The sequence below is a fragment of the Castellaniella sp. WN genome (assembly GCF_054457555.1).
Genome location: NZ_JBTKZC010000001.1, coordinates 2043022 through 2059281 on the forward strand (window position 1 = coordinate 2043022; position 16260 = coordinate 2059281).

Sequence of the window (16260 nt, forward strand, 5' to 3'; positions counted from 1 at the left end):
CCCAAGATCCGAAGATCCTGGGCTAAATCCACCAAAGGAGGAGGGTGGAGGAGACAACCGGGGCATGTCGGGCTGCGAGGAACCTGGGTTCCGAGCCACCGTGATTAGGGGTTTTCCCGCTGCAATCACGTCTCGACATCCGATAAGCAAATTATATAAGAAAAACTTGCTGCGATGCAAGATCAATTTGTTGTCAATAGACAATACCCAGAGTTTTGTTGTGTTTTGATCACAAAACAGGGTAAATCCCTAGCTCCCCAGGCTCAGATTCGATAGGCCGTGGTTGTCATGAGCCTGGACATCAGACGCATGGCGCCCCGCACCGGAGCGGGCAATGGCGCCGCGCCGTGGTCTTCGGCGGTGGTGCGGTGGCCGATCTCATCGTCGCGCATCCGTGTGACGATCCGCCGCGAGCGCCGGTCCTGGCCCGGCAAAGCGTCCAGGTGACCGTCCAGGTGTTCCTCGACCTGGCGCTCGGTTTCAGCCATGAAGCCCAGGTTATAGGGGATCCCGGCGCGACTGGCCACCAGTCCGAGACCGAAGGAGCCGGCATACCACAGAGGATTCAGCAGGCTCGGACGGCTATGGAGTTCGTCCAGGCGCTGCCGGCACCAGGCCAGGTGATCGACCTCTTCTTCGGCCGCCCGCAGCAGCACCCGGCGGATGCCCTCGTCCCGACACAGCAGCGCCTGTCCCCGGTACAGGGCCTGGGCGCAGATCTCGCCCACGTGGTTGACCCGCATCAGACCGGCGGCGTGACGGGATTCGGCATCGGACAGCGCCGGATCGTCGGCGGCGGCCGGCCCCGCCGGATTCGCCCGTTCGTGGGAGACCGTGCCGTCCAGGACCCGCAGCGCGCGTCCGGCCTCGGCCAGGATCGCGTCCAACCGGCCGGTCCGGCGCCTCCAGGCCGGCGCGGCATTCCGATCGTCCGCTCCGGCGGCCAGCCCCATGCCCACCGTCCCGTGCATCGCCTGTTCCATGAGAAATCCTTTTCAACGATTGAGAAAGCGCCAGACCGGCTTGAGCTCGACCAGCAGCCAGCACAACGGCAGGACGATGGCCAGGGCGATCAGGCCCCGGCCCGACCAGTCCTGGTCGTCCTGCAGATAAGCGTTGCACAGGCGGATGGGCTGGTCCAGGTAGATCATGCCCACGATCGCGCTCATCCAACAGAAATTGCCCAGGAAGAAGAGCTTGATGACCGCATTGGAGCGTCGCAACGCGGCCCGCAGCACCCAGCCGCAGACCGGCAGGCCCAGATACTTGAACGCCGCCACGCGCCAGTCCACCAGAGCGTCGTCCAGCGCCTTGGGAATCATCCAGCCCGCCCCGATCAGGCTGACCAGCAGCAGGCCGGGAACGCCGTATTCATTATAGGACCAGGCCGTGCGAGGCCGCGCGGCGGCGGCCGGCCTCCGGCCGGCGCGCCAGGCCTGCTCGGCGAACAAACCCGCCAGCACCAGCAGGGGGATCTGGACCAACATGTGCAGGCTCATCAGTGCCGTCAGCGGGGCGCGCAGCCCCACGGCCGTGCCCAGGCAGGCCAGGGCCGCGATCCACCAGAACCATGCCAGGCGGCCCGGCGCGCTCATTGTCCCCCCTGGGTCGGCGGCGCGGACAGCGACTCGGCGGTGGACAGCGCCAGACCCGGATCGTCCAGGTCGAAAATCCGCGCCAGGCGGCCGTCGGGCGTCACGACGTGGAAGGCGGCGTTGTGCTCGAATTCGCCCAGCGGGGCCGGCACGACCGTGATGCCGAAAAGATCCAGCGCGGCATCGCGCTGCGCGGGCCGGGTAAAGGACAGGAATTGCCAGACGCCCGAATCGGCGCCCATGCGCTTCGCGTAGCGGGCCAGGTCAGGTGCCCGGTCGCGGGCGTCGAAGCTGATGCTGATCAGCCGGAGGCGGTCCCGCAGGCCGCGGGCCTCGATCGCCTGCTGCAGACGCTCCATCAGGGATCCCTGGGCCAGACACAGCGCCAGGCAGCGTGTATAGAAGAAATTGACGATGGCGACGCGCCCGTCGCGGCGCAAGTCCTGGTCCAGGGCCAGGACCCGGCCGTCTCCGGCCAGTACCTCGGCGGCGGGAATCGCCCGGGGGTGCCGGGCCACGTCCTGCCGGCGCGCGGCCTCGGCAGTCAGGACGGTGAAGCCGTCGGTCAGACCGTACAGCGACCCGATGCCGGCCGCCAGGGCCAGAGCCAGCGCAAGAATCCAGCGCACGCCGGCCCTCGTCCCAGGCTACTTGCCGCCCAGCAGGGGGCGCAGATCCTCGTCGCCCTTCCAGGGTTCCTGCTGACCCTTGGTTTCCTCGCGGACCTGGGCGACCTTCTTGGCGTCGGTGGCCGAAGCGGTGTTGCCGAAGCTGGAGCGCACGTGGGTCACCAGGGCGGCGATCTCTTCGTCGGAGAACTTGGAGAAGTTCGGCATCTCGCCGTTGTACTTCGCGCCCTCGACCGTCAGCGGACCGTGGATGCCATGCAGCAGAATGCGGATCATGACGCCCGGATCCGCGGCGTCCACCCATTCGGACTTGGACAGCGGCGGGAACACGCCCGGCACCCCGGCGCCGGATGCCTGGTGACAGGCCACGCAATTGGCCGTATAGAGCTGACCGCCGTCGGCCGTCGCCGGCACGGCGAAGTCGGCCGCGACACGGTCGTCCCCCACGGATGCGGGCATCGGGTTGAAACTGGTGTACAGGTGATACACCGCCCACAGCAGCAGCAGGCCGATGACCGTCAGCACGATCCTGGGAACCGGACGGCTGCCCTCGCGGGGCTCTGGCTGCTCGCGGCGCTGCTGGTTGAATCGGGAATCGCTCATTGCTTGGCTCCTTCACCGCCGGCTTGCTTGGGCAGTTCCGGCAACTGCGCGCCGGGCTCGACCGGATAGGTGTGATCCAGACCGATCAGGTAGGCCACCAGGTCCAGGGCCTCCGGCGTGGCGACCACGACCTTGCCGGACGGCGCGAAGCTGGGCGGCAGATTGACGACCTTGTCGCCGGCCTCGGCCTGGTCCTTGAGCTTGAACAGGAAGGGGAAGGACGGCATGTTGCTGCCCGGCGTATAGGCGCGCGGCTCGTACAGGTGTCCCAGATTCCAGTCCACACTGGGCTGGCGGGCGCCGATGTTGAACAGATCAGGCCCGGTGCGCATGGTGCCCAGCAGGTGCGGATGGTCATAGTAGTAATCGCCCGCGACCGGCGCGCGGCCCCAGCCGCGCTGGAAATCCGGCGCCTGGGACTGGCTGCGCGGCTGCTGCGAGTGGCAGTAGACGCAACCCATCTCGATATAGACCTGGCGCCCGCGCAACTGCTGTTCCGTGTAGGGCTTCAGGCCTTCGGAGGGCCGCACGTCGGACAGCTGCATGTAGGGCAACACGACCAGGGTGGCGGTGGCCAGCGCGAGGGTCACCATCGCGCCGCTGAGGAGTTTGTATTCGCTTTCCATGATCAGGCACCTGCGATCGCCTGATGCTCAGGCAAGGATTTACGGTTGTGCAACAGGGCGGGGCCCACGCGGCTCGTGCCGTAGCGCAAGGCCATCAGCACGAAGTGCGCGGCGAACACCAGATGGCCCAGGGTCATCATGGTGCCGCCCAGCGTGCGGCCTTCGAGATAGGGCATCGTGACCCGCACGGATTCCATGAAGGGTCTGGTCGCGTCCAGCATCGCCAGGCCCTGCAGCCAGCCGCCGACGGACAGGCTGACGAAATAGATGCCGATGCCCAGGGTCACCAGCCAGAAGTGCACGATGATGAGCTTCGGATGCGGCCATTCCCAGGACATGACGCGCGGCATCACGAAATAGATGGCGCCGAACATCACGATCGAGAAGAAGGCGTACAGCCCCAGGTGAGCGTGGGCCACGGTGAAGTGGGTGAAGTGCGCCACCGTGCTGACACTGCGCAGGGCCTCGAAGGAACCCTCGACGGAGCTGAGGGTGTACATCATGGCGCCCAGCACGATGAAGCGCAGCGTGGGCGAGTAGTACATGGTCTTGAAGTGGCCGCGCATCGTCAGGTGCTGGTTCACCGAGAAGGCCAGCACGGGGATGATCATCATCATGGACTGGACGATCGACAGCGTGATCAGCCAGTGCGGCACCGGACCGCCGACCAGGTGGTGGCCACCGACCTGGCCGTAGAAGAAGGCCAGCGCCCAGAAGCCGATCAGCGACAGGTTGTAGGACTGGATCGGGCGGCCGATGATCTTGGGCAGGAAGTAGTACACCGAGGCCAGGGCGATCGGGGTGTAGTACAGGCCCAGCACATTGTGGCCGAACCACCAGTTCATGGTGGCCTGTTCAACACCGAAGTGCACGCCGGGCATCTTGCCCACCAGGTACAGCACCGGGAACCAGAACAGCGCCGCGCCCATGTACCAGATCGACACGTACAGGTGCTCGACCTTGCGGTTGCGCAAGGTGAACACCAGCGGCAGCGCGATCAGGGCGCCGCCCAGCACCAGCAGGATGCTGACCTGCCAGGGGATTTCCAGCCACTCCAGGCCGTCGTTGATGCCCACGGCGATGCTGCCCAGCCCGGCGATCAGGCCGGCGTTCCACAGCATGCAGCCCAGCAGGGCGAAGCGCCCGCCGTACAGGCGCGTCTTCAGCAGGCGCGGCAGCATCCAGATCGCCACGCCGAAGGCCGCCATCGGACACCAGCCGTAGGCCACCATATTCAGGTGCAGCGTACGCGTGCGGCCGAAGGTCAGCCAAGCGTATTCCGTCAGGAATTCGGGATTGTGCAGCTTGATCGAACTGATCAGTCCGAAGGCCGAGGCCAGCACCAGCCAGACGATGGCACAGCACAGGAAGGTGAAAGTGGCGTAGGCGGTCGACTGGTCGGCCTCCAGGCGGGCGGCGAGCTCCTGCTTCAGTTCACCGGCCAGGGACGGATCGACGACGGCCTTGTCGCCCTCGGTGACGATCTTCTGCAGACCGGCGCGCTGCTCGGGGGTGGCGGAGGGGTCCTCGACATGGCCGATCTCGCCAGTCGAGAAGATCACCGAGGCGGCTTCGGGGTTGTCGTCGAACATGTTCCGCCTGAGCGACCAGATGAAGACACCCAGTCCGGTGACGGATAATATGAAGGTCAGGAGTAATACGGTGACGGTATCCACGGCGCTTCCGATGAAGGACAAAAGACGCGCAAGGCCCGGAAATCCGGCCCTGGCAACCTGCTATTGTAGGCATAGAATTGATCTATGATAAATCTACGCAGGAAATGCAAGCCTGAATTACCCTGATCACGATACGGACATCGCGCCTGTCCGCGACGACGGCGCGCCATCCCGCGGCACCGTTTTTCCCCAGGCCATCCACAGGAAAAAGACTCATCATGGAATGCACCATCGACTGGCAAGGCCCCGAGGGCATGCTGTTCATTTCCCGCACCGGCAGCGGCCACGTCCTGGCCATGGACGGCGCCCCCGACGGCGGCGGCCGCAACCTGGCCCCCCGTCCGATGGAAACCGTGCTGACCGGCGCCGGCGGCTGCGCCGCCTACGACGTGGTGCTGATCCTGAAACGCGGCCGCCATGCGGTGACGGGCTGCCAGGTCGCCCTGACGGCCGAACGCGCCGACACCGAACCCAAGGTCTTCACGAAGATCCACTATGCGTTCCGGGTGACGGGCCGCGACCTGCCCGCCGCTGCCGTGGAGCGCGCGGTGGAGCTGTCGCACACGAAATACTGCTCGGCCATCGCCATGCTGGAAAAGACGGCCGAGATCACGCACTCGATCGAGATCGTCCCGGCCTGAAGGCCGGGACCGAGGTTCCCTATACCGCCATCGGCGCCGTCAACGGCGCATGATGGCGGTAGTCCTCCAGCGCGAAATCCCCCGGCTCCAGACGCTCCAGCCATTCCGGCTCGTAGCGGCCGGTGTCCGCATAGGCCGGGATGCGGTCCGACAGGCGCAGCCGGGGCGCGGGCAGCGGATCACGGTTCAGCTGTTCGCGCAGCATGTCCACATGCGTCTCGTAGATGTGCGCGTCGCCGATGAAATACGTGAACCAGCGCGGCTCGTAGCCCGTCAGGCGCGCCACCAGATGCGTCAGGGCCGCGCCTTCGGCCAGATTGAACGGCGTGCCCAGACCCACGTCGTTGCTGCGGATGTACAGGCACAACGACAGTTCGCGCGTCACCGGATTCGCCAGGAACTGATACAGCAAGTGACAGGGTGGCAAGGCCATCTCGTCGATCTGCGCCCAGTTCCAGCCATGGAACAGGATGCGCCGGCTGCCCGGATCGCGGATCAGCGTGTCCAGGCAGGTCCGCAACTGATCCACGGCCTTGTAGAGCAGCACATGCGGCCTGCCCCGGTCCAGGACCGGGCCGACCGGGCGGTAGCCCTGCTCCCGCGCGGCCTCGATGCGCGCGGCCGCATCGGCCGGCAGCAGCTTGTAGGCCGGCCATTGGCGCCATTGCACCCCGTAGACCGGCCCCAGATCGTCGGGACCGTCGCGCCAGGGACTGTCCAGCCAGGCACGGTTCTCATTGGCGTTCTGGTCCCAGACCCGGCAGCCCAGCGCGCGGAAATCCGCCGCGCTGTCGGCCGCTCGCAGAAAACCGGCCAGTTCGCCCATGGCCGACTTGAAGGCCAGGCGCTTGGTGGTGACGGCGGGAAAGCCCTGGCGCAGGTCGAAGCGCAGGCAGGCGCCCGGCAGGCTCAGGGTACGCACGCCGGTGCGGTTGTCCTGCCAGGCGCCCTGTTCGAAGATCGAGCGGACCAGGTCCAGATAGGCTTTCATGCGGATCGTTCCAGGATGCGTCGGGCACGCTCGATCAGAGGCAGGTCGACCATGCGGCCGTCCAGGCGGAACGCATACTCGCCGGTCGAATCGGCGTGGTCCACCACCCGGCGCGCCCAGTCGATTTCCTCGGCCAGCGGCTGGAAAACGCGATGCGCCACGGGAACCTGCGCGGGATGGATGCACATCATCCCGCCGAACCCCATGTCCCGGGCCATCGTGCACGACCGCTCCAGCACTTCCAGGTCGGTGAAGTCCGGATGGACGCAGTCCAGGGGATCGGCCAGTCCGTGCATGCGGCTGGCCTTCAGGATGTCGAAGCGGACCTGCCCGAGCACGAACCGGGACGCCTCCGTCATCGGCCGCGTGCCCAGCTCGACCAGCAGGTCCAGGCTGCCGAAGGACAGCCGCGCCACGCCGTGGGCCTCGGCGATCCGGTCCAGCGCCCGCAGCCCGGCCGCGGACTCGATCACCGGCATCAGGGGCTTCCCCGCCCCGGACACGATGTAGACGTGTTCCGCGGTCTGGGCCTTGGGCAGCACGATGCCGACGACCGACGGCAGCGACCGGCACAGGGCCAGATCGTCCTCGAACCAGGGGGTGGTGCCGTCGTTGATGCGCACCCACAGACGGTCTCCGGGGTGCGCCGCCGCATGGCGCGCCAGCGCGTCGCGCGCGGCGACCTTGGCCTCGGGCGCGACGGAGTCCTCCAGGTCGACGATCACGGCGTCCGCGCCGCTGGCGACCGCCTTGGGTATGCGCTCCGGCCGGCTGGCCGGCACGAACAGCGCCGAACGCATCAATGTGTCATGCATGGAAATCCCCTTCTTCAAGTCGGCGTTCAGGCCTGCGCCGGGACGATGCGCGCGGCGATGCGCTCGCGCCATTCGCGCGGCCCGGTCTGGTGGACCGAAGTGCCCTGGGCGTCGACGGCCACCGTCACCGGCATGTCGCGCACTTCGAACTCATAGATGGCCTCCATGCCCAGGTCCTCGAAACCCAGCACCCGCGCGGAGCGGATGGCCTTGGATACCAGGTAGGCGGAGCCGCCCACTGCCATCAGGTAGGCCGAGCCGTGACGGCGGATGGCCTCGATGGCCTCGGGGCCGCGCTCGGCCTTGCCGATCATGGCCAGCAGGCCCGTCTGTCCCAGCATCATATCGGTAAACGCATCCATGCGCGTGGAGGTGGTGGGGCCCGCCGGGCCGACGACCTCGTCGCGCACCGGATCGACCGGGCCAACGTAGTAGATGACGCGCCCGCGGAAATCCACCGGCAGGGATTCGCCGCGCGCCAGCATGTCCTGGATGCGTTTGTGGGCCGCGTCGCGACCCGTCAGGATGCGGCCCGACAGCAGCAGACGCTCGCCCGGCTTCCAGGAGGCGACTTCCTCGCGGGTCAGCGCATCCAGGTTCACCTGGCGCGAGGCCTTGTAGTCGGGTTTCCAGTGGACTTCCGGCCATTCGGACAGGGCGGGCGGCCGCAGGGCCGCGGGGCCGCTGCCGTCCAGCGTGAAATGCACATGGCGCGTGGCGGCGCAGTTCGGGATCATGGCGACCGGCTTGGAGGCGGCATGCGTCGGACAGGTGAGGATCTTGACGTCCAGCACGGTGGTCAGCCCGCCCAGGCCCTGGGCGCCGATACCCAGCGCGTTGACCTCGCGGTACAGGTCGATGCGCAGTTCCTCCAACTTGTTCCGCGGGCCGCGCCGCAGCAGTTCATACATATCGATGTCCTGCATCAGGGACTGTTTGGCCATGAGCATGGCCTTTTCCGCCGTGCCGCCCACGCCGATCCCCAGCATGCCCGGCGGACACCAGCCCGCGCCCATGTGCGGTACGGTCTTGAGCACCCAGTCCACCAGCGACTCGCTGGGATTGAGCATGGCGAACTTGGTCTTGTTTTCCGAACCGCCGCCCTTGGCCGCGACCTGGACGTCCACCGTGTCCCCGGGGACCAGCTCGACGTGCAGCACGCAGGGCGTGTTGTCGCGCGTGTTGCGGCGCGTGAACAAGGGATCGTCCAGCACCGAGGCGCGCAGCGGATTGTCGGGATTGGTGTAGCCCCGGCGCACGCCCTCGTCGCACAGTTCCTGCAGGCTGCGGCGCGTGTCGAAACGCACATCCATGCCGATCTTCAGGAAGACGTTGACGATGCCGGTGTCCTGGCAGATCGGACGGTGGCCCTCGGCGCACAGGCGCGAGTTGGTCAGGATCTGGGCGATGGCGTCGCGCGCCGCCGGGCTTTCCTCGGTCTCGTAGGCGCGCGCCAAGTGCTGGATATAGTCCAGCGGGTGGTAGATGCTGATGAACTGGACGGCGTCCTCGATCGACTGGATCAGGTCGTCTTCGGTGATCGTGGTCATTGGGGCCTGCTCCCTCTCATCAAGGAAATCGCGTTGGGCCTGAGCGCTGTCGAGCGCAAGGCATGCACCGCGGCAAGACTCAATGTCTTGCGAGGATGGACAACGCAGCGGGCGGCGGCGCTCAGGCCCAACCCTTCGGGAAGGCATGAAAAATCCGCCTGCCCTGCGTTGCCCGTCTTGCGCGTATGGACATACGCGCGGCGCCAGGCGCCTTGTTCAACCAAATTTTTCATGTCTTCGCGACTCCTTGATGAGAGGGAACAGGCCCTATTTTCCTTTCCAGACCGGGGGGCGTTTCTCGGCGAACGCGGTCGCGCCCTCGCGGGCGTCCTCCGAGGTGAAGATATGGGCGATCAGGGGCCGCTGGCGCTCGAACATCTCGTCCGGCCGCCAGTTGCGCGATTGCGCGACGATGGACTTGGCCGTGCGCACCGCCAGCGGGCCGTTGGCGGCGATGGTCCGCGCCATCGCCAGGGCCTCGTCCAGCGCCGCGCCAGGCTCGGCCAGACGGTTGACCAGGCCCAGCTGGTGCAGGCGCTCGGCGCCGAAGGCCTCGCCCGTCAGCACGGCCTCCATGGCCACGTGATAGGGAATGCGCGACGGCAGGCGCAGCATGCCGCCCGATCCCGGCACCAGGCCGCGCCGGACCTCGGGCAGGCCGAAGCGGGCATCGCGCGCCGCCACGACCAGGTCGCAGGCCAGGACCAGTTCGCACCCGCCGGCCAGCGCGTAGCCCTCGACGGCGGCGATCAGCGGCTTGGCGGGCGGCTGCTCGCACAGGCCGGCAAAGCCGCGCTTGCCCACATAGGGGCGCTGGCCGGTCGCGGCGAAGGCCTTCAGGTCCATGCCCGAGCAGAAATTTCCCCCGGACCCGGTCAGCACGCCCAGGCGCAGATCCGGATCGCTGTCCAGGGTATCCAGGGCCGCGGCCAGGGCCTGGGCGGTCTCCAGGTTGATCGCATTGCGCGCCTGGGGCCGGTTGAGCTGCATGATCAGCACCCCGTCCAGGCGCTGCACGTCGAGGCAATCGCTCATGTTTTCTCCGAAAAAAGAGAAGTGGATAAAATGGCCGTTCCGGACGAGGCCCAGGCCGTGTCCGTCGGACGACACAAACCATCGCGGGCCTGGCCCGCCACGCCATGCTCACATTCCAACAACTGATTTTATCGCTCCAGCAATATTGGGATCGCCAGGGGTGCGCCCTGCTGCAGCCCTACGACATGGAAGTCGGGGCCGGCACCTCGCACACCGCCACGTTCCTGCGCGCCATCGGCCCGGAACCCTGGCGCGCGGCCTACGTGCAGCCCTCGCGCCGCCCCAAGGACGGGCGCTATGGCGAAAACCCCAACCGGCTGCAGCACTACTACCAGTTCCAGGTCGTCCTCAAGCCGACGCCGCTCGACATCCTGGACCTGTACATCGGTTCCCTGCGCGCGCTGGGCATCGATCCGCGGCAGCACGACATCCGCTTCGTCGAGGACGACTGGGAAAACCCCACCCTGGGCGCCTGGGGCCTGGGCTGGGAGGTCTGGCTCAACGGCATGGAAGTCACCCAGTTCACCTACTTCCAGCAAGTCGGCGGGCTGGACTGCAACCCGACCATGGGCGAAATCACCTACGGCCTGGAACGCCTGGCCATGTACCTGCAGGGCGTGGAATCCGTCTACGACCTGGTCTGGACCCAGGGCCCCGACGGCACGCCCGTGTACTACCGCGACGTGTTCCACCAAAACGAGGTCGAGCAGTCCACCTACAACTTCGAGATCGCCTCCACCGCCATGCTGTTCGCCCACTTCAACGACTACGAGGCCGAGGCCAAACGCCTGATCGAAGTCCCGCTCGCCCTGCCCGCCTACGAGGCCACCCTCAAAGCCGCCCACACCTTCAATCTGCTGGACGCGCGCGGCGCCATCAGCGTCACCGAACGCGCCACCTACATCGGCCGCATCCGCGCCCTGTCCCGCGCCGTGGCGCAGGCCTACTACGACGCGCGCGAACGCCTGGGCTTTCCCATGCTGCGGGAGGTCGCGTGATCATGAGCACGAACCCGAACGCGCGCCCGCTGGTCGTCGAGCTGGTCACCGAGGAGCTCCCCCCCAAGGCACTGGACGCCCTGGGCCAGGCCTTCGCCGAAGGCATCCGCAAGACGCTCGACGCGCTCGGCCTGCTGGCCGAACCCCGCGCCTGCGCCGCCTACGCCACGCCCCGGCGGCTGGCCGTGCGGCTGGACGCGGTCCTGGGACAGGCGCCCGACCAGGCCTACGCGGAAAAGCTCATGCCCGCGGCCATCGGCCTGGACGCCGCGGGCGGACCCACCCCCGCGCTGCTGAAAAAGCTCCAGGCCAAGGGCCTGGGGCACCTGGGCGCCACCGACCTGGTCCGCAAGCATGACGGCAAGCAGGACGTGCTCTACGCCGAGGGCACCGCCCCGGGCGCCCGCCTGGCCGACGGCCTGCAGCAGGCCCTGGACTACGCCGTCACCCACCTGCCCATCCCCAAGGTCATGCAATACCAGCTGGCCGACGGCCGCACCAACGTCAAGTTCGTGCGGCCGGCCCAGCGCCTGCTGGCCCTGTGGGGCGCGGACGTCGTGCCCGTGCGCACGCTGGGCCTGGAGGCCGGCCGGATCACCCTGGGCCACCGCTTCCTCGAAACCGGCCCGCTGCCTATCGAATCGGCCGAAGCCTGGGCGGACCGCCTGGCGGTCGATGGCCGCGTGGTCCCGTCCTTCGCCGAGCGGCGCGCGCTCATCGCCCGGCAGCTGGCCGAATCCTCCGCCTCGCTGGGCGCGACCATCGGCCAGGATCCCGAGGTCGAGGCCCTGCTCGACGAAGTCACCGCCCTGGTCGAATACCCGACGGTCTACGTCGGCGCCTTCGAGGAAGCCTTCCTGGCCGTACCGCCGGAATGCCTGATCCTGACGATGCGGCTGAACCAGAAATACTTCCCCCTGTTCGACCCGGCCACAGGCGCGCTGACCCATCGCTTCCTGATCGTCAGCAACATGCGGCCCGCCGACCCGACCCACATCATCCAGGGCAACCAGCGCGTGGTGCGCCCGCGCCTGGCCGACGCGCAGTTCTTCTACCAGACCGACCTGAAGACGCCGCTGATCGACCGCGTGGCCGAGCTGGCCAACAGCGTCTACCACAATAAACTGGGCACCCAGTTGCAGCGCACCGAGCGCGTGCGCAAGCTGGCCCGCTGGCTGGCGCCGCTGCTGGGCGGCCCCTCCGAGCCCGCCGCCCGTGCCGCCATGCTGGCTCACGCCGACCTGGGCACCCAGATGGTGGGCGAATTTCCCGAACTGCAAGGCATCATGGGAGCCTACTACGCGGCCCACGACGGCGAGGCGCCCGAAGTCGCGCGCGCCCTGCGCGACCAGTACCGCATCCGTCTGGACGAGCCGGTCACCGACGCCACGTTCACGGCCACCGTGCTGTACATGGCGGAACGCGCCGAGACCCTGATCGGGATCTGGGGCATCGGCCTGGCCCCCACGGGCGAACGCGACCCCTATGGCCTGCGCCGCGCGGCCCTGGGCCTGATCAGCGCCTACGAGCAACTCACGGCCGGCGGCCGGCTGCGGGCCAGCCAGGACTCCCCGGCGCGCCTGTCGGCCCTGCTGGCGCAGGCGGCGGCCGGCTTCGCGCCCGGAACCCTGGCCGAGGGTACGGTCGAGTCCGTCCTGGACTTCGTCTACGAACGCTACCGCAACCAACTGGCGGCCGGCTTCGACCGCTCGGCCATCGACGCGGTGCTGGCCCTGCGCCCGCCGCTGCACCAGGTCGCGGCGCGCGTCCAGGCCTGCGAACGATTCGCCGCGCTGCCCGAGGCCGAATCCCTGGCCGCTGCCAACAAGCGCGTCAGCAACCTGCTGAAAAAGGCCGACGACACACAGCCCGGCTTCGACCCGGCGCTGCTGGCCGAACCGGCCGAGCGCCAGCTGGCCGAGACCATCGCCCGCCTGGAACCCCAGGCCACCGCCCAGTTGCAGGCCGGCGACTTCACCGCCAGCCTGGCCACCCTGGCCCAGGCCCGCGCCGCCGTCGACGCGTTCTTCACCGACGTCATGGTCATGGCCGAGGACCCCCGCGTGCGGGCCAACCGCCTGGCCCTGCTGCGCTCCCTGCACGGTCTGATGAACCAGGTGGCCGATCTGTCGAGGCTCGACCGGTGAAACTCGTCATCCTGGATCGCGACGGGGTCATCAACCACGACAGCGACGCGTACATCAAGTCGCCGGACGAATGGGTGCCGATCCCCGGCAGCCCGGAAGCCATCGGCCGGCTCAGCCAGGCCGGCTGGCGCGTGGTGGTGGCCACCAACCAGTCCGGCATCGCCCGTGGCCTGTTCACCATGGAAACCCTGGGCGCGATCCACGCCCGGATGCGCCAGGCGGTGGCCGATGCGGGCGGGCGCATCGACGCGATCTTCTGCTGCCCCCATGGCCCGGACGACGGCTGCGCCTGCCGCAAACCTCTGCCCGGCATGCTGCACGACATCGCCCAGCGCCTGGACGTGCGCCTGGACGGCGTCCCGCTGGTGGGCGACAGCCTGCGGGACCTGCGCGCCGCGGCCGCCGCGCACTGCGCCCCCTGGCTGGTCCTGACCGGCAAGGGCCGCAAGACCTGGGAGACCTCGGGCACCAGCGGCGAACTTCCCGCCGGCACCCAGGTCCGCGACGACCTGGCCGCCGTGGCCGACACCTTGCTGAAAACCGCCCCATGATCCACCTTCGTTCCGCGCTCTACATGGCCTATCTGGTCGTGACGGTGATCCCCTACGCCCTGTGCTGCGTGCTGTGGGCTCCCCTGCCCCTGTCCTGGCGCTACTGGCTGACCCTGGGCTGGCCGCGCATGGCGCTGTGGGGCGCCCGCTGGATCCTCGGCATGCGCTACCAGGCGCGCGGCCTGGAGCACCTGCCCGCCGAAGGGCCGGCCATCATCCTGTCCAAGCACCAGTCCGCCTGGGAAACGCTGTATTTCGCGGTCAAGCTGCCGCGCGACGTAGTCTTCGTCTACAAGAAGGAACTGCACTACGTGCCCTTCTTCGGCTGGAGCCTGGCATTGCTCAGCATGATCCCCATCGACCGCACCAAGGGCAAGGAATCCTTCGACCAGGTCGTGAAGATCGGCAGCCGGCGCCTCGAAGAAGGCCGCTGGCCCGTGCTGTTCCCGGAAGGCACCCGAGTGGCGCCCGGCCAGACCGGCCGCTACAAGCAGGGGGGCGCGCTGCTGGCCTGCCGCACCGGGGCGCCGGTGATCCCGGTCGCCCACAACGCCGGCGAATGCTGGCCGCGCAACGCCTTTCTGAAGACCCCGGGACTGGTGACCGTGTCCTTCGGCCCCGCCATCGATCCGGCCGGGCACACGCCGGCCTCCCTGAACAACGCCGTGCGCGAATGGATCGAGGCCGAGATGCGACGCCTCAATCCCGAGCGTTATGCCAACCGCTGACCACATGTCCAAGCGCAAACCACGCCCTTCAGGGCATGGTCAAGCGGAACCAGGTCCTCCGGGCGATGCCGAAGACACTCCTGTCGAGTGGCGAAGAAGCTCCGGCCCGCAGGCCGGAGTTCTTCGCATCCGCCAGCTCGACCTGTTCGACGCCGGCGATTGCCCGCCCGCCGAATCCGCGGCCGTCCACGGGCGCGCCGCTGGAAAACCCGGCCGTCCCGCGCCCCGTCCTGCGGGCGAACCGCTCGTCGCACCGGCCGTCTCGCCCGCCCCGCGCCGGCCATCCGCGCCGGAACCCCCGTCCGCCCTGCCGCCGGGCGGACGCTGGCTGACCCTGGATCTGGACGGTTGGGCGCTGGGCTATGTACTGCGCCGGGCGCGCCGCAAGACCATCGGGCTGCACATCCGCGACACCGGCCTGGCGATCCAGGCCCCCGCCTGGGCTACACGCGCGCAGATCGAGGACGCGATCCGGCACAAGGCGGGCTGGATCCGGGACAAGCTCCGAGACCGCGACCAGCGGCTGGAACAACTGGCCCTGCAGGCCGGCCAGTGGCGGCCAGGCGGCCGCATCCCCTACCTGGGCACCGCCATCGAGCTGCGGCTGGACGGTGCCCGGCCGGCCCGCTACGAGGGCGATCCGGACAGGCCCGCCGCAGGCGATCGCCTGTTCCTGCCCCTGCCCGACACGGCCGACGCGGGCCGCATCCAGGAACGCGCCCAGGCCTGGCTGCAGGCGCGCGCGCGAACCGATTTCGACGCGCGCCTGCGGCGCTGCCTGGAGCGGGCGGACCGCTCCATCCTCGGCTGGAGCCTGTCCTCCGCCCAGGGCCGCTGGGGCTCGTGCACAAGCCAGAGACGCATCCGGCTGAACTGGCGTCTGATCCATTTCGCGCCGGCCCTGATCGACTACGTGATCGCCCACGAGGTCGCCCACCTGAAGGAAATGAACCACGGCCCCGCCTTCTGGCGCGAGGTCGAGCGCCTGTGCCCGGATTTTCGCACGGCGCGTGACACGCTGCGCCGCCAGCTCCCGGATACCCTGCCGCTGATCTGAGCCCATGCCGCTCCGTCTCGCGGCCCGCATGCCGCCCGGATGAGCCGGGCATGGTACGGTCCCGATGGACCTCCCGGTATCCAGGCTCAACCCCTCAAATATGCGTATGATGGTGTATTGCTGCGCAATCGGAGGACTTCATCATGCGCCTGCTGCACACCATGCTGCGCGTCGGCAATCTGGACCGTTCCCTGATGTTCTACACAGAGACCCTGGGCATGCGGCTGCTGCGCCGCAAGGACTACCCGGAAGGCCGCTTCACCCTGGCCTTCGTCGGTTACCAGGACGAGGCCGACGGCGCCGTCATCGAACTGACCCACAACTGGGACACCGACCACTACGAGATAGGCACCGGCTACGGCCACATCGCCATCGAGGTCGAAGACGCCTACGATACCTGCGCCACCATCAAGGCGCGCGGAGGCCTGGTCGTGCGCGAGGCCGGTCCCATGAAGCACGGCACCACCGTGATCGCCTTCGTCGAGGATCCCGATGGCTACAGGATCGAATTGATACAAGCGAACTCAATGAGTTAAGACAACTGACGCCATCAAACGCCGGATATGCCGATCCACTGCGCAGCGCGTAGCGGATGGGAAAAATACCCCCGCGCCGATC

Annotated in this window: 18 protein-coding genes; 7 read left to right on the top strand and 11 right to left on the bottom strand. The window is 68.0% G+C overall.

The window, feature by feature from the left end; all coding sequences use genetic code 11:
* Positions 1–263: 263 nt before the first annotated feature.
* From coq7 to ACTPOE_RS09555, 6 genes are read right to left on the bottom strand one after another with little or no spacing between them, the layout of a single operon-like run.
* Positions 264–953: a 2-polyprenyl-3-methyl-6-methoxy-1,4-benzoquinone monooxygenase gene (gene coq7 / locus ACTPOE_RS09530; RefSeq protein WP_458872800.1), complete on the bottom strand. Its 690-nt coding sequence runs from the start codon at positions 951–953 to the stop codon at positions 264–266.
* A 42-nt stretch (positions 954–995) separates the two neighbouring features.
* Positions 996–1595, bottom strand: coding sequence for a hypothetical protein (locus tag ACTPOE_RS09535; RefSeq protein WP_458871976.1), 600 nt, complete (start codon positions 1593–1595; stop codon positions 996–998).
* Positions 1592–2224: an SCO family protein gene (locus tag ACTPOE_RS09540; protein WP_458871977.1), complete on the bottom strand. Its 633-nt coding sequence runs from the start codon at positions 2222–2224 to the stop codon at positions 1592–1594. Before ACTPOE_RS09540 ends, ACTPOE_RS09535 begins: the two co-directional genes overlap by 4 nt.
* Positions 2225–2242: 18 nt before the next feature.
* Complete coding sequence (locus tag ACTPOE_RS09545; protein ID WP_458871978.1) at positions 2243–2827, bottom strand: c-type cytochrome; 585 nt, start codon at positions 2825–2827, stop codon at positions 2243–2245.
* A complete protein-coding gene (locus tag ACTPOE_RS09550) occupies positions 2824–3453 on the bottom strand; it encodes a cbb3-type cytochrome c oxidase subunit II (RefSeq protein ID WP_458871979.1) in 630 nt (209 codons plus the stop codon). The genes ACTPOE_RS09545 and ACTPOE_RS09550 overlap by 4 nt, the downstream gene beginning before the upstream one ends.
* 2 nt (positions 3454–3455) lie before the next feature.
* The gene (locus tag ACTPOE_RS09555; protein WP_458871980.1) at positions 3456–5129 is read right to left on the bottom strand and encodes a cbb3-type cytochrome c oxidase subunit I; all 1674 of its coding nucleotides are present in this window, start codon (positions 5127–5129) and stop codon (positions 3456–3458) included.
* A gap of 218 nt (positions 5130–5347) precedes the next feature.
* On the opposite strand from ACTPOE_RS09555, the gene ACTPOE_RS09560 reads away from it, so the two are divergent.
* Positions 5348–5770, top strand: coding sequence for an OsmC family protein (locus ACTPOE_RS09560; RefSeq protein WP_458871982.1), 423 nt, complete (start codon positions 5348–5350; stop codon positions 5768–5770).
* A 19-nt stretch (positions 5771–5789) separates the two neighbouring features.
* On the opposite strand, the gene ACTPOE_RS09565 is transcribed toward ACTPOE_RS09560, so the two are convergent.
* The 5 genes from ACTPOE_RS09565 to ACTPOE_RS09585 are packed head-to-tail and all read right to left on the bottom strand — an operon-like array spanning position 5790 to position 10161.
* The gene (locus tag ACTPOE_RS09565) at positions 5790–6761 is read right to left on the bottom strand and encodes a thymidylate synthase (RefSeq protein ID WP_458871983.1); all 972 of its coding nucleotides are present in this window, start codon (positions 6759–6761) and stop codon (positions 5790–5792) included.
* Positions 6758–7576 carry an HpcH/HpaI aldolase/citrate lyase family protein gene (locus tag ACTPOE_RS09570; protein WP_458871984.1) on the bottom strand — a complete coding sequence of 273 codons (819 nt, stop codon included), beginning with the start codon at positions 7574–7576 and terminating at the stop codon, positions 6758–6760. Before ACTPOE_RS09570 ends, ACTPOE_RS09565 begins: the two co-directional genes overlap by 4 nt.
* Positions 7577–7602: 26 nt before the next feature.
* Entirely contained in the window at positions 7603–9126 is a 1524-nt protein-coding gene (locus ACTPOE_RS09575; RefSeq protein WP_458871985.1) for a fumarate hydratase, read from the bottom strand.
* The gene (locus tag ACTPOE_RS09580; RefSeq protein ID WP_458871987.1) at positions 9123–9359 is read right to left on the bottom strand and encodes a hypothetical protein; all 237 of its coding nucleotides are present in this window, start codon (positions 9357–9359) and stop codon (positions 9123–9125) included. Before ACTPOE_RS09580 ends, ACTPOE_RS09575 begins: the two co-directional genes overlap by 4 nt.
* A gap of 34 nt (positions 9360–9393) precedes the next feature.
* Positions 9394–10161, bottom strand: coding sequence for a crotonase/enoyl-CoA hydratase family protein (locus tag ACTPOE_RS09585; protein ID WP_458871988.1), 768 nt, complete (start codon positions 10159–10161; stop codon positions 9394–9396).
* Between the two features lie 104 nt (positions 10162–10265).
* Between ACTPOE_RS09585 and glyQ the strand changes: the two genes are divergently transcribed.
* The 6 genes from glyQ to gloA all read left to right on the top strand — a co-directional run bounded on the left by glyQ (position 10266) and on the right by gloA (position 16178).
* On the top strand, positions 10266–11159 hold the full coding sequence (gene glyQ / locus ACTPOE_RS09590; protein ID WP_458871989.1) for a glycine--tRNA ligase subunit alpha: 894 nt from the start codon (positions 10266–10268) through the stop codon (positions 11157–11159).
* A gap of 2 nt (positions 11160–11161) precedes the next feature.
* On the top strand, positions 11162–13306 hold the full coding sequence (gene glyS, locus ACTPOE_RS09595; protein WP_458871990.1) for a glycine--tRNA ligase subunit beta: 2145 nt from the start codon (positions 11162–11164) through the stop codon (positions 13304–13306).
* Positions 13303–13857 (top strand): D-glycero-beta-D-manno-heptose 1,7-bisphosphate 7-phosphatase, encoded by a 555-nt coding sequence (gene gmhB, locus ACTPOE_RS09600; protein WP_458871991.1) that lies wholly within the window; start codon positions 13303–13305, stop codon positions 13855–13857. The genes glyS and gmhB overlap by 4 nt, the downstream gene beginning before the upstream one ends.
* Entirely contained in the window at positions 13854–14585 is a 732-nt protein-coding gene (locus tag ACTPOE_RS09605; protein ID WP_458871992.1) for a lysophospholipid acyltransferase family protein, read from the top strand. Before gmhB ends, ACTPOE_RS09605 begins: the two co-directional genes overlap by 4 nt.
* 4 nt (positions 14586–14589) lie before the next feature.
* The gene (locus ACTPOE_RS09610) at positions 14590–15642 is read left to right on the top strand and encodes a M48 family metallopeptidase (protein WP_458871993.1); all 1053 of its coding nucleotides are present in this window, start codon (positions 14590–14592) and stop codon (positions 15640–15642) included.
* 143 nt (positions 15643–15785) lie between these two features.
* Entirely contained in the window at positions 15786–16178 is a 393-nt protein-coding gene (gene gloA / locus ACTPOE_RS09615; protein ID WP_458871994.1) for a lactoylglutathione lyase, read from the top strand.
* Positions 16179–16260: the final 82 nt, after the last annotated feature.